The sequence below is a fragment of the Sinomicrobium halophytocola genome (genome assembly GCF_052983395.1).
Map to the genome: position 1 here is coordinate 34,737 of NZ_JBRKIT010000017.1, position 13,575 is coordinate 48,311.

Consider the following 13,575-nt stretch of genomic DNA (forward strand, 5'->3'; position numbering starts at 1 on the left):
AATGAAAACCAAATATAGTTTTAAAACGATAGGCATCTTAATTTTTTGTTTCTCTATAGTCGGATGTAAGGACTTTGTAGATATTGAACTGCCTAACTCCATGATTGTTGACGAGATTGTTTTTGAGAACGACGAAACTGCTATTTCAGCAGTACAAGGATTATACTATGGCTTGTTTAATGCTAACAACTTTGCCAGTGGTGGCCCTAATTCCGTAACTGTAATAAGTGGTTTGGTAGCCGATGAAATAGAGTCCGGTTTTACCACTTCCGATACCGATATTGAATTTAATCAAAATGATATAACTATAAATAATTCGGGAAATGGTTATCTGTGGTCTTCGGCCTATAATACAATTTACATGGCGAATGCCATTTTGGAGGGATTAGCAACTTCAAAAGGGGTTACCGAGGAGGTGAAAAAACAATTGCAGGGGGAAGCATTGTTTATTAGGGCTTTTACGCTCTTTCACCTTGTAAATCTTTATGGCAATGTTCCTTTAGTGTTTACTACGGATTACCGGGAGAATGCTTTGATATCAAGGACTTCGGAAACAGAAGTGTATACCCAAATTATAACAGATTTAGAAGAAGCCAGAGGATTTCTGAGTATAGCGTATATAGGAGAGGATCGTACACGACCCAATTACTATACAGCGACAGCTTTATTGGCAAGAGTCTACCTATACATTGAAGAATGGGAAAAAGCCGAGACGATGGCCGAAGAGGTTATTGGTGCCACGGAAATATATGAATTATCAGATGATATAAATCTGGTTTTTTTAAAAAATAGTCATGAAGCTATATGGCAGATAAAACCAGTATTAGCGGGTTCTACGAAGGAGGGGAATTTGTTTATTATTGAATCTTCATCCCCTCGGTTTAAGCTTAGGAATGCCTTGGTTAATTCTTTTGAAGATGAAGATTTAAGATTAATGAATTGGATTGGAACCTATACAAATGATGAAAATCAACCTATCTTTTATTATCCTTTTAAATACAAAGTAAAGCTGTCTACTGGAACTCCATTAGAATATTCTGTTGTTTTACGATATGCCGAGCAATTCCTGATTCGTGCTGAAGCCCGGGCGCAACAGGAGAAGTTGGATGAAGCTATTGCTGACCTGGACAAAATACGGGAGCGGGCAGGAATACCGTTTATTGTTGATGTACAGCCAGAAATAACCAAGTCGACTTTACTCGATACCATTCTACAAGAACGTCGTAAAGAGTTTTTTACCGAATGGGGTCACCGTTGGCTGGATTTAAAACGGACCAATACCGCAGATGCCGTTTTAGGTACACTAAAACCGACCTGGCAGGCCACAGACATCTTATTCCCAATTCCGGAAACCGAAATCACCAAAAACCCCAACCTTAAACCTAATAATGATGGCTATTAAACTCAATGTGCATATTATGGAAAAAGCCATGCCATTTATTCTTTCCCTGATGGTAGGCTTGTTTCCCCGGACAGAAATCATATCGCAAAACCTGGAAGCTCGTTTGATCTTGGACTCTTTACCCTTAAATCCGGATATTACTTATGGGAAACTCGATAATGGTTTTACCTACTATATTTTTAACAACAAAGCATCAAATAGTGGTGAGGTATTAATGGCATTTGTGGTTAGAGCAGGATCTCGTAATGAAACTTTAAACCAAAATCAAATAGCCCATGCCATAGAACATATTCCCTTTACAGGGACTTTACATCATCCAAATGGAATATGGCAAGATATTGACTTTGTCAATTTGGGGATGAGGGGTAAATACGATACCAATGCTCGCACATTTGGAGATTATACCCAATATGATTTTAACTTTCGGGGAGCTAATAGGAAGGCTTTTATTACTGGAATTACATATTTTAGGGATATTGCCGGTAATCTTTATTTTTCTGGCAAGAATACAGTACAGGTAAAAAACGAAGTGTTGCAAGAATTTCAAAAAGGATATAGAAGCCCATTGGATACTTTAGGATCTGTGCCAATTTTATTTCCCGGTAGAAAAAGCCACTTCAATCTATCTGAACTTATGAAGGATTATACCGTAGAGGATTTCTATGAATTCTATAAGCATTGGTATATACCTGAAAAAATGGGGTTAATTATTGTGGGAGATTTAAAAATGGACACCAATGTTATCATTGAAGAAATTAAAAATCGGTTTTCTGATTTAGAACCTTCTGATTACACAGGAAATCAACGAAACTATGCTGAAGAATATTTAAAAAATAAAGAGCAATTTATAATTATTGAACATCGAATTCTGCCAAACCCAAAGTTGAAACTTTATCTCAAGCAACCAAAAGAAAGTCAAATAATAAAGAAAATAGACCTAAAAAACAGGATGGTTAAAAATGTCACCGGAGCCCTATTGAAAAGGCGGTTACAACAAATCAAAAAACAATATAACTCTGGAGTAATTGGTATAGATGCTAAATTTCAAAAAGACTATCCCGTATTTGTAATAGATTTGGAAACTACTGATTTGCCTTCGATTCAATCAATGCTAAAATCGGCTATAATAGTATTAAAGCAAGTTAAAGACCATGGCTTTACGAAGAGTGAATTGGTGAGTATCAAAGAAGCGTTAATCAGCGAAATTAAAGCCAAAGACTTTTCGAATAATGAAATCGTATTAGAAGAATGTCTAAGTCATTTTATTACCAGGGAAGCTTTTCCGAAGGATAAAAAGGAATTGCAAATAGATCTGGTTGATAAAATATCCCTTAATGAAGTTAATGGGGAATTTGGGAAAAGATTCGGTCCCGATACATCTACAGACCTGGTGCTTTTAAGTCCCGGTCCTATTAAAGATTTGGATAGTGCTTCCATAAGAAGTTGGATAGATCAAGCCTGGAGAACTAAAGTTTCTCCCTATAAAAATGATAGTTTACCTAAAAAAATAATGGCGGAAACGGATATTGATAAACTTGCCGCTAAACCATATAAAATAAAAGAGGGAGAAGAAGTAACAGAGTTAAAACTAAATAATGGAGTTAAAGTGATATTAAAGCCGTTAAAAAAATCAAAGAGAATTTTTGCACATGGTTTTAGTCCGGGAGGAGCATCTTTATATACATCTGAAGATTATTTTTCTGCTTATAATGCTGCCGGGATTATTTTACATAGTGGGGTAAATAGTATAGACTATTTTAAATTACGGGAATATCAGAAATCTAAATCTATAAATTTAATGCCTTATATAAACCATTCCGAAGAAGGGATAAAAGGCTCATGTGGTAAAGATCAATTTTTAGATTTTATGCAATTAATTTATCTGTATTTGACTCATCCTAATTGTAATGAACAAGCATATAAAGATTGGTTTAATAACGAACGGCAATTTTTAAAAGGACAGGTAACAGCTAAAGAGAGATTTAATGATACCATTGCCCATATTATAGGAGATCATAATACATTGGGTTATTCCACCAGGTTAGCAGGATTGGCCCAAACAGATTTTAAGAAATCCTATCAAATCTACAGGGAGCGGTTTTCAACTGCCGAAGATTTCACTTTTGTTTTTGTTGGGGATTATGATTTAAAAAATGTTATTCCTATCATTAATCTTTATTTAGGGAGCCTGCCAAATTTTAATAAGAGTAATAAGATGAATGCTGAAGTACAGCGAATAGCTATACATGGACCAAAAACTGTTAAAGTTAAGGAAGACTATGATGGAGCATTGGTTGAGATGTGTTTTACCAAAAGTATCCAACACACTGTACAAAATGAAACGAAATTTAAAATACTTGCAACGATATTGAATCGAATAATTTTTAATCGGTTGCGTAGCGATGATAATATATCTTATGACCCTCGTGTAACACATAAATTCTATAGGAATCCCGACTGGATAAAATTATCTATTGTATCTGAGTGTAAAATCGGAGAAGAAGAAACAGTACAAAAAGCTGTTTTTGAAGAATTAGAAGAAATAAAAGATAATGGGATTAAGGAAAAGGACATGAGTTATGCCGTGCATGCTTTAAATCGAATATATTTAATTTATAAAAGGAAGGCAAATCTACGCCTATCAGATTTAGTAGGTCAATACAGAGATGGTGATGAAAGTGATGATATCTTTTCTCTTCGAAACAACGCTTTAAACAATGTTACATCTGGTGACATTCAAAATTTTGCTAATGAAATTCTGGATGAAGCTAACTTAATTACTTTTACCCTGAGTAAGAATTAGATTTTTTAAATGTCTGATGATGTTAATATATTAGAATTGGGGGAAGTAAGTCCCCCAATTCAATAGACAATTAAAAGTCTTCGTCAATAGGAATAGGAGTAGAAGTTGTCATCCTAAACGGTTGCGAACAAACTGTTTCTGAATCCTGTATTTGAAATACGAAAGCAGTATTCTCCGTAACCGTGGATTGAACTTCACAAAGAGGGTCTTGTGAAGAAGAGCTATCACAACCTGCTGTGATATTCCTACACTCCCCGGTCAATTGAATATACTCTGTTTGCAGAGTATCATCCTTTATGGATATGGAGGCAAACGACATTCCAATAGCCATTACAAATACCATTGCAGGTAAAATAAACTTAAAATTTTTCATGATAATAAAGTTTAATATTAATAAATCAGTGAGTACAGGCGGTTATTTATACAGGGGCCTATAACCCTGTACTTCTCGCGCGAAAAATGTTGTTGGTATCGTTATGTAAATTCATTGTATACGCTATAGAGTACCAGGTGTTGCCCATATAAGGCCAGCAGGTAATCCCCGGTCACATAAAAGTGGGATACCCGTTGTTCCCGGTAGGGGGGCAGGTAAAAGCTAAAGGCATAGTCCTGCCGTACCAGGTCGTAGACATCAATAACAGTCTTGTGTTCAAAGTCTTCCGGCTTTTCGTTTTTAGCCATGAGGTTAGACTGTACATATAAGAAGTTCCCGGAGGTGGCCCCGTTGTTGTTTACCACATACGGCGGGGAGGCCAGTTTTTTGGTTTTGCCGTCGTTAATGGTTCCCGTTTTTATCCGTACCCTGGATATGGTGTCTATGGTATGGGCACGGTACTGTACCGTTAAGGCGGTATCAGTTACGATATACTGGTTGCGGTAGTAGTATACATACACCATATGGTGCAGGTCCTGGTTGTACAGCATTTTTCCGTTGGTACAGAAAATACCGTCCAATTGCTTTTCCAGTACTTCGGGCACCAGCCTTACATGAGGCTCAGTATCGGTCTCTATACCCAGGCTGCGCTCTTTGGTTTTGTTGCTCAGGGCATCAATAAAGAGGGAAGCACTGCCAAAAGGTACCGCCGTAGAAAAATAGGCTTCGTTATATATAAAGTCACGAGCCGTCCATTCGTTCAGTTTTCCTCTTTTCAACATGGGAGTCACTCCATCCATAAGATAGAAATAGGGAGGGCGTATGGCCACTTCCGTATTCTTCCGAAATTTCATTTCCGGCTCATCCACCCGGAGTTGGATATGGGTGGTGTCCAGGTCAGGTAAACTTACCTTAACAAGGTGTAACGGAGCGGTATAATTACTCAGGTACACCACATCTTTGTCCGTTCCGGCTACATAATAGGAATTGTAATTCAAATCCATAGTCTTCACTTTAATAGCCGGATGCGGTGGCAAGAGCCGGTAAAACCCATTGTCTTTACGGGTCTTTTGCCGGGACCAGGCAAACAGCCCGGCCACGACCAGTATACTGAGTATAAAACAGGAGCTTATGGTAAGGAGCGTTGTTTTCATGTCGCGGTTAGTTATGGTGAGCTTGTAAGGGTTCGGAGTTTCCGGTAACAACACCGGGTTGTTTCCGGGAGAGGAGCAGTATGCCGGTAAGGGCCAGCAGCACAAACACACTGTTAAACACCAGGTGTTCTTCCCAGCCCATTTTTTCGAGGATACCCCCGCAGGAGCAGGGGACAAAAGGGCTATAGGTAAGGATGATAAAAATATAGGCCGTAAACATGGTCATCAGGCTAAAGGCGGCGTACAATGCCATAAGCCGCAGGCGGGGCACCACCAGCATCCCGGCAATGACCAGCTCTGCGGCAGGCACTGTCCAAACCAACCATGAACCGATGGATGTTAGTATAGGGGACTGCCCCAGCTGTACCCGGAATTTTTCATATTCCATAAGCTTGGTACAGGCGGCATACACAAAGAGGAGGATAAACAACAGGCAGATGAGCACTGCCAGGACGTTCCGGTGTCTGGATATAACTTGCATAACGGGGTAGTTTTTAAGATGTTTTCAGCGTACTGTACTAGAACAGCAGGCCATGACGTAAAATTACAATCCCCGATGTTAAACCCGGAAGCACAAACGAACCAAATAGGTGTACCCGGAGGATACAATTTCCCCCTTTTTTTAACAGGGTTCCTAAACAAACCCTTTTTCATGAGCCTTGCGGATGAGTTCCCGGTCGTCCCCGCCCCGGATGTCGAAGTATTCTTTGAGCCGTTGTTTTCGTTTAACAATGGCCGAACGGGAGAGCGGCAGGACGGTAACCATATGGGAGAGCGTGGCTCCCAGTGACAATTCGTGGAGCAGGTGCCGGTCTATTTTGTCCAGCAGGGCGTGGTGGGCCATATAGGGGCGCAGGGCCTGGGCTACCGTAGCACTGTAATAGGGCGGGTCCTGGATGAGGTGGCGGATAATCGTGGGGAGTTCTTCCGGTTCCAGGTCGTTTTTGACCAGGAAGCCGTCCGGATTAATGTTTTCCAGCAGCGTATGTATACGGTACGGGTCGTTAAAAGCGGTTACGATGATAATCTTGGTGTCGGGAGAACGTTCCCGTATGGAGAGCCCGAGGTCCTCCCCGGAAATCATTTCCCCGTCGGAAGAAGGGGGCAGCTGGAGGTCCAGGAAAACCATATCGATCCGGTATAAGGACGAAAGCTTTCCGAAAAGGGTGAGGGCCTCATCACAGGAATGCACTTCTACGATATTAAATACCAGGAGGTCTTCCCTGGCCACACCTTTTAACGTGTCGCGGAACACCTTGGTGATCAGCGGGTGGTCGTCGATCAATACGATATTGTAATTATTTGCTTTTTCTGTCATTTTCTTCGTAGGATTTAAAGGCGGGTACAGACACGGTTAAGGTGGAGCCCTGCCCAACGGCGGTATCCACCCGGAATTTGCCCCGGAGCTTATGTACCCGGGACTGGATGTGCATCAGGCCGATGCCTTTTTGTCGTTTATGCGGGCGGAAGCCCTGCCCGTTGTCCTGTATGGTTAACAGCAGGTACCGGCCCTGCCGGACAAAGCGGATGGTTATACGGTTGGCCCTGGCGTGTTTGATACAGTTCTGAAGCCCTTCCGATATAATATGATATAACTGTGTCTTGATAAAAAGGTCCACCTTGTTCCAGGGAATATTTTCGTCGTTCCGTACTTCGGGTTCCAGGGTTAGGGTCCGGCACCGGCTTTCGGTGAGTTTTTCTACCATATGCACCAGGTTCAGCGGGTAAAAGACCAGTTTTCCTATCAGGGCATGCGAAGCCTCCCGGATCTCCCTTTCGAGATGCTTTAGTTTTTTGAGGTAGTTTTTATGCTCCCGCATGGCTTCGGGACCTCCTTCCAGGAGAAGTAATCCCCAGTGCATCCGGATGGCAAAGAGTTCGCTGATAATGGCGCCGTGTAACACCTTAGAGATGCGTATGCGTTCCTGGTTACGCACTTCCTGTAAGCGTTCGTGTTGTTTCAGGGTGATCAGGTAAACCTGTTCGTTGGCCTTTTGCTGTGCGGTTTCCAGGTGCAGCATTTTGGTTTTGGCCTGTTGGCGGTAAAGGATATATAAAAACAACATGATAAAAAGCAGCCCGATGCCAATGGTTAGTATCCAGGTTTTCTGTGAAGACAACTGCTGGGTTCGTTCCATATACCGGTCGGTTTCGTACTGTACCCGGGCAAATTTGTCCCGGACTTTGCGTTCCTGGTCCCGGAGGTCTTTGCTTAACCCGATGTATTGCTGCAAATAGGTATTGCTGACGGCTCGGTCCAGGTTAGAAAGCAACAACAGGGTTTTAAGGACATCCCTGTTGTTGCGGAGCTCTTGCGCCAGGAGCAGGGCCGCTTTGGCATAGGTGATGGCCCGGGTGGTATCGCGGAGCGCCGCGTAATATTCCGCCAGGTGCTGCTTGCTCATGATCACCCCCGAGCGGTTTCCGGTACTGTCCCGGAGTTGTAAAGCCGTATAAAAATCCTGCGGTAGCCCGGTGGTATCCCCGGCCAGCAGGCGGCTGTAAGCCCGGTTATCCAGGAGGCGGGCATACAACGAAATGTCTGAAGACCGGGGTTGGAGAATACGTAAAGCCTCCTCAAAATGAGTTATCGCCCCGGGCTGGTCTCCCTGTTTCTGGTGAAGGATACCGATGTTATTCAGGCTATGCGGAATGAATGCTTTCTTATGTTCCACCCGCTCCAGGTAATCCATTGCCTTTTGATGATATTGGATGGCCCCCGCGTAGGCTTCGAGTTCTTCAGAAATAACCCCCAGGAGGTTATAGCAATAATAGAGCTGCTTGTACCGCTTTAGAGGTTCCAGGAGGGCAATAGCCCGGAATACCAGGACTTCACAGGCCATATAATCCTTAAGCCTTCCCTGGATCATGGCCATATTGTAAAGCATTTTCCCGGCATAATAGGGGTGGGGAGCAGCTTCAAAAAGATCTTGGGCATGGCTGTAGTGATAATAGGCGCTGTCATACACTTCCCGGTCCAGGTAAAAGGCCCCGTAGTTCCAATGAGCATCGGCCATACCCAGGGTATCTTTCCTTTGAACGGCCAGTTGAAAGGCCTGCCTGCTTTTTTAAACACGGCATATTCCCCGTATTGGTAGGCCTGGTAAGCAATGTCCGACAGTTTGTGCTGTTTCAGGGAGTCGTTTTCTATCTGCGTGCCCCGGGTATAGGCCAGGTGGAGAAATTCTTTTCGGAGTGAAGGAGAAATTGTATCTGTTGCCGCCCGGGCAAGCCATAAGGAAATCCGGTCCTTTTGCTGTTGTTCCGGGGGTGCTTTTCTTTGGCAAGAAGTAACGTTTAAAACAATAACAAAAAGAAGAACAAGGGGGCCGTATGTACACCTGGTAACCACCAACATTGTATTTGAACCTGGTACAAAGCTAAAAAAAGCCCTTAACATATTATGTTAAAGGCTTGTGTTAAAATGGACTATAAGTGTTAAAAAAGTACGGTTTATCCATCTTTTTCGTTGTCCGGCGGGGTGCTGACATCGTCCCCGGTAACCATGACGTCCTGTGCGGGTGGTGATGTTTCGGCCAGGTCTTCCGGTGGTGTACAGGAAACCGCCATAGTGAAACATACCGGTAACAGGAAAAAAGTGACTACGGTTTTCATTGTAAACGGGTTTAAATACGGTTGTAGTTTTCCAGGGCCGCAGATGGCGGCCGGGTCCTGTCCGATAGTGCACTATGGAAGCATGGACGGTCGGCTTGGTGTCCATGCCGGAAAGCAGCTTTTGCAGGGCTAAAGTAGGAGGAGGACGGGCGATTTCCAGCCTGAAAAGCGGGATGATTAGGGAAACCCGTACGTGTAGTGGTAAACCCCTTTGTTTTGCGAGGAAAACCTCAAATGCGCACTGAGCGCTGAAAACCGGGGGATAACCCGTGGCCCCTAAATAGAAGATTGGCCCAGGCAGTGATGTATGCGGTCGATGTTTTTTTGAAAGGTAGATGTAAAAGGAATAGGCTGCCTATACCGTTTAACCGTACATATGCGCTTACCGAAGTGGATCCTGGACACATAGTCGGCATTGACGATATAGCTTTTATGGATACGCAGAAAGTTTTCCGGGAGCGAATGCTCAAAAACCTTTAAAGTCTTGAAAGCCCCGATGACCCGGCCATCGGCCATGTAGAAATCTGTGGTGTTATTATCGGCCTTGAGGAAAAGGATCTCGCCGGTATCCAGGTAATGGTAGTCGCGATAGGATTTCAGGCAGAGCAGGTTAGGGCGTAAAGGGTTCCGTTCCGTATAACGCAATACGCTTTTACGGACTTCCAGTTCGGGCACAGGGCACAGGAGGTAATCCAGGAAGTTGTATTTAAAAGCCCTGTAGGCCTGGCCCGGGGTCGCCGACATGCCAATAAGGTCCGGCACCCGGATATCGTAGAGGTGTAATTCCGCCATAAAAGCGAAGGCCTCCTTAAATACCGGGGGGTCTATACGGCAAAAGACCAGATCCGGTTGCTGTTCGAGCAAGACGTTCATAGCCTTTTCCCGGTAGTGTGTATGGCCCAGGCAACGGAACTGGCCAAAACCCTCCATGACCTTACGGATGGTCCGGATGGTATTTTGGTCTTTCTCTATGATAAAATAACTTCTCAACACTGCAATCCCGGTCATGAAAAGGGAAAAGTAGGGGACATAAATGTTAATCCGGTGTCCCAAAAGGATAAAAAAAGTGTTCGCCGGGGCTACCCCCTGTTACGTGTAGTGCATTATATTAGAAGGCTTAAAAAGAATATGGACAAGACTTACGTGATACCCCGATAACGAAAGTCTGTGTATGGATAAAACCTGTTTATGAGCATCTACGAACATTTACTGGAGGAATTGGGGCGGCAGCTTACGCAGCTGGAAGAGAAGGAAAGTGATATGCTGACCCGGGCAGAGCAGGGGATGCACACCAGCCGCAAGATCATTGAACGGATGCGTAACGGGGTAATCCGGGAAGATTTTAAAGACAAGAAAGCCGAACAGGACTTTTTTAAACGTATCAAACCACAGGCCGTGAGCAGGCTGATCTATTACATGAAATTATTCCATATCGAAAGCAAACGGCCACGGAGTAGTATAAAAACTCAAAAACAGTACCTGGCCGGGCAGATCGACCAGCTGCAAGGCTATTTTAATGACCATGCGGAGTTTTACCACTACTACAGGCGTGGGGCCGATATGCTGGACCATCATTATTTTCAGCGGAATAAAGAAGACCTCCCCATATACCCGGACACCTTGTATTTTTCCATGGACGACCGGTTTTCTACCGGGCATGACAGTATGGTAGCCACCATCCTGGCCCATGACAGGCTGATAGCCTATCTTAACAAGGAAATGCACAACCTTTCTTATCCGCCCCGAAGTAACGGCACACCGGGGCGCCGCGAGGAAGGCACACTCACCTGGACCGGGAGTAAAACAGACGTGGTAGAGCTCATCTATGCCCTCTATAGCGGAAAGGTATTTAACCACGGGCAGGCCGGTATCCGGGAAATTACCGAGGCCTTTGAAGCCTTTTTCGGTGTCCGTTTGCCCCAGGTTTACAGGACCTATGCTTCCATTAAGGACCGTAAAGGGCAACGGGCACGGTTCCTGGAAGAACTCATCTTCCACCTGTCTCAGAAAATAGACCGGGAAGAGGCTTTATAATTTTCGGCGTAAATATACCCGGTGTTGCTTCCCAACCCTTAAAACCATAATAAGTACACGGCTCCCGATCCCGATAATTATCGGGATTATCGGGAGCGAGCCCTCTGGGCATACCAATGATGTATTTTTCTCTGCGGTTCTTTGTGAATGCTCTGTGCAACTTTGTGTCATAGCCTTATTTCACAGACACACAGAGGTTTTCACAGAATTTCGCAAAGATGTAGTCATTCCGGCAACCAGGCTGTCCTCCCTCGCTTTAGCCCAACGTCATTTAGTTGACGCAATAATAACTTGAAAAAGAGTAAATTGTGTGTTTTGTTAAAAATTAAAAAGCTCCTCCCTCCCGATAGTCATCGGGATGATAAAGGCGCCGTGCTGAGCCAAGTCGAAGTAGAGGTACCCGAGCGCAGCGAAGGGGGGAGGGTTTGAAGTCCCGGACCATAGGGATAATCCCAAGCGTTAAGGCAAACACGCCAAAGTTCGGGCTGGTCAAAACTCCCCGTCCCGCAAAGCGGTCCACCCCTCTTCATCACAAGAGGGGAGCCTTAAAAAAGAGCTCCTCCCTTTAGATTGGGAAAGTTATCAAAAAATGAATAAATCTGCTGAACGAAATGACATTGTACTTTAGCCTGTCCTGAGCCCTTCGATAAATTCAGGACAAACTAAAGTCGAAGGACTCGGCGTACCAATCATGTATTTTTCTCTGTGGTTCTTTGTGAATGCTCTATGCAACTTTGTGTAATAGCTATTTCACAAAGACACACAGAGATCTCACAGAGTTTCGCAAAGATTTAAGTCATTCCGGCAACCAGGCTGTCACCCCTTGCTTTAGCCCAACGTCATTTAGTTGACGCAATAATAACTTGAAAAAGAGTAAATTGTGTGTTTTGTTAAAAATTAAAAGGCTCCTCCCTTTAGATAAAGGCGCCGTGCTGAGCCAAGTCGAAGTAGAGGTACCCGAGCGCAGCTACGGGGGGAGGGTTTGAAGTCCCGGACCATTGGTATCAGCGCAAATGTTTGGGTGTATACGCCAAAGTTCGGGCTGGTCAAAACTCCCCGTCCCGCAAAGATTTAAGTCATTCCGGCTACCAGGCTGTCACCCCTTTGCCTTTACTTCGACTGGGCTCAGCAACCGCGGCATCCCCGCCTGCCGGCGGGCAGGCCCCCTCAAGGGGAGAAAATATAATATTCTTTACACTAAACCTCACCAACCAAAGCCTTAATCTCTTTTAAGAGCCCAAAAGCTCCCCTACTTCGATAAACGCAGCACAAGTCTTGAGCGGGGCCGGGGGGGTGTGTATGTAAGTTTTTTCCTGAGAATTACTAAAGAAATCCGTAAGAAGAAAATTACCCGATTTTCCGTGAAATTCAGGCCATTTGTCGGCTTATTTCGGGGAATGATGCTTAAAATACCCTCAAAACACATAAATGTTAAAGTTTATGGTAATGTGCAAAAACCTTAACACTTCACCGGGAGCTTTGCATGGAGAAAGTCAGGTGAGTTGATGAGTTGGTGAGTTGATGAGTTGATGAGTTGAGGAGAAGGTGAGAAGGTGAGAGGGAGAGAAGGTGAGAGGGTGAGAGGGAGAAAAGGTGAGAGGGAGAGAAGGTTAGATAAAATTTCTCCAAGTCTCCAAGTCTCCAAGTCTCCTCGTCTCCCCAACTCCAAGACTCCCCAACTCCAGGACTCCCCAACTCCAAGACTCCTCAACTCCAAATATTAACCTTAAAAAACAAAAGATGATGAACACACAAAGCAACACCCGAAAACCCCCGCATCCGGAACCGTTCCGGCTGCGGAAAGTAACGTGGGAAGACGACTATGTCGATTTCCTGCACGACCAGGCCCAGGGGCCGCGATACCGGCACCTGCGAAGATGGGGGAGACAAGCCGTCCTGGTACTCCTCCTGCTATCGGCCTTCCTGTATGCCGGTCCGCTGCTGCGGCTGGCGGACAGCACCGCGGCCACGGTAGATGCCGGCACCCTGAGCCTGCTGCTGCTGGTACTGCTGGGCGTAGCCGCCTGCCACCTGCTGGCCTGCACATTGACCGCACAACTGTATCGCAGCTTCAGGCGGCTGCTGGACAGCGCTTTTACCACACATTCCTTAAAACTGAACCCATGGCAACACGTATGTATTTACCTGGCTGGCTATATCTCCTTATTCTGGGGTATGGCCCTCTGGCTCTCGC

The 13,575-nt window shown here is 44.6% G+C and carries 12 protein-coding genes; 4 read left to right on the forward strand and 8 right to left on the reverse strand.

Going from position 1 to position 13,575, the window contains the following annotated elements; translation table 11 throughout:
- Position 1: 1 nt before the first annotated feature.
- Positions 2–1,402, forward strand: a complete 1,401-nt coding sequence (locus ACVBDY_RS06020; protein ID WP_447174563.1) for a RagB/SusD family nutrient uptake outer membrane protein — start codon at positions 2–4, stop codon at positions 1,400–1,402.
- Complete coding sequence (locus ACVBDY_RS06025) at positions 1,389–4,205, forward strand: M16 family metallopeptidase (RefSeq protein ID WP_447174564.1); 2,817 nt, start codon at positions 1,389–1,391, stop codon at positions 4,203–4,205. The genes ACVBDY_RS06020 and ACVBDY_RS06025 overlap by 14 nt, the downstream gene beginning before the upstream one ends.
- Before the next feature lie 70 nt (positions 4,206–4,275).
- Here the strand turns inward: ACVBDY_RS06025 and ACVBDY_RS06030 are convergent, their stop codons facing one another.
- The 8 genes from ACVBDY_RS06030 to ACVBDY_RS06065 form a co-directional block, all read right to left on the reverse strand.
- Complete coding sequence (locus ACVBDY_RS06030; protein WP_112371317.1) at positions 4,276–4,578, reverse strand: DUF6520 family protein; 303 nt, start codon at positions 4,576–4,578, stop codon at positions 4,276–4,278.
- Positions 4,579–4,679: 101 nt separating this feature from the next.
- The gene (locus tag ACVBDY_RS06035) at positions 4,680–5,732 is read right to left on the reverse strand and encodes a hypothetical protein (protein WP_447174565.1); all 1,053 of its coding nucleotides are present in this window, start codon (positions 5,730–5,732) and stop codon (positions 4,680–4,682) included.
- Positions 5,733–5,739: 7 nt separating this feature from the next.
- Positions 5,740–6,213, reverse strand: a complete 474-nt coding sequence (locus ACVBDY_RS06040) for a MauE/DoxX family redox-associated membrane protein (protein ID WP_447174566.1) — start codon at positions 6,211–6,213, stop codon at positions 5,740–5,742.
- 153 nt (positions 6,214–6,366) lie between these two features.
- The gene (locus ACVBDY_RS06045) at positions 6,367–7,050 is read right to left on the reverse strand and encodes a response regulator (RefSeq protein ID WP_447174567.1); all 684 of its coding nucleotides are present in this window, start codon (positions 7,048–7,050) and stop codon (positions 6,367–6,369) included.
- Positions 7,031–8,620, reverse strand: a complete 1,590-nt coding sequence (locus tag ACVBDY_RS06050) for a tetratricopeptide repeat-containing sensor histidine kinase (protein ID WP_447174573.1) — start codon at positions 8,618–8,620, stop codon at positions 7,031–7,033. Before ACVBDY_RS06050 ends, ACVBDY_RS06045 begins: the two co-directional genes overlap by 20 nt.
- Complete coding sequence (locus ACVBDY_RS06055) at positions 8,599–9,084, reverse strand: hypothetical protein (RefSeq protein ID WP_447174568.1); 486 nt, start codon at positions 9,082–9,084, stop codon at positions 8,599–8,601. Before ACVBDY_RS06055 ends, ACVBDY_RS06050 begins: the two co-directional genes overlap by 22 nt.
- Before the next feature lie 101 nt (positions 9,085–9,185).
- Positions 9,186–9,347 carry a hypothetical protein gene (locus ACVBDY_RS06060; protein WP_447174569.1) on the reverse strand — a complete coding sequence of 54 codons (162 nt, stop codon included), beginning with the start codon at positions 9,345–9,347 and terminating at the stop codon, positions 9,186–9,188.
- A gap of 276 nt (positions 9,348–9,623) precedes the next feature.
- The gene (locus ACVBDY_RS06065) at positions 9,624–10,355 is read right to left on the reverse strand and encodes a LytR/AlgR family response regulator transcription factor (RefSeq protein ID WP_447174570.1); all 732 of its coding nucleotides are present in this window, start codon (positions 10,353–10,355) and stop codon (positions 9,624–9,626) included.
- Positions 10,356–10,535: 180 nt separating this feature from the next.
- Between ACVBDY_RS06065 and ACVBDY_RS06070 the strand changes: the two genes are divergently transcribed.
- Both ACVBDY_RS06070 and ACVBDY_RS06075 read left to right on the forward strand, forming a co-directional pair.
- Entirely contained in the window at positions 10,536–11,381 is an 846-nt protein-coding gene (locus tag ACVBDY_RS06070) for an RteC domain-containing protein (RefSeq protein WP_447174571.1), read from the forward strand.
- Between the two features lie 1,740 nt (positions 11,382–13,121).
- A partial coding sequence (locus tag ACVBDY_RS06075; RefSeq protein ID WP_447174572.1) for a hypothetical protein occupies positions 13,122–13,575 on the forward strand: 454 nt, incomplete at its 3' end.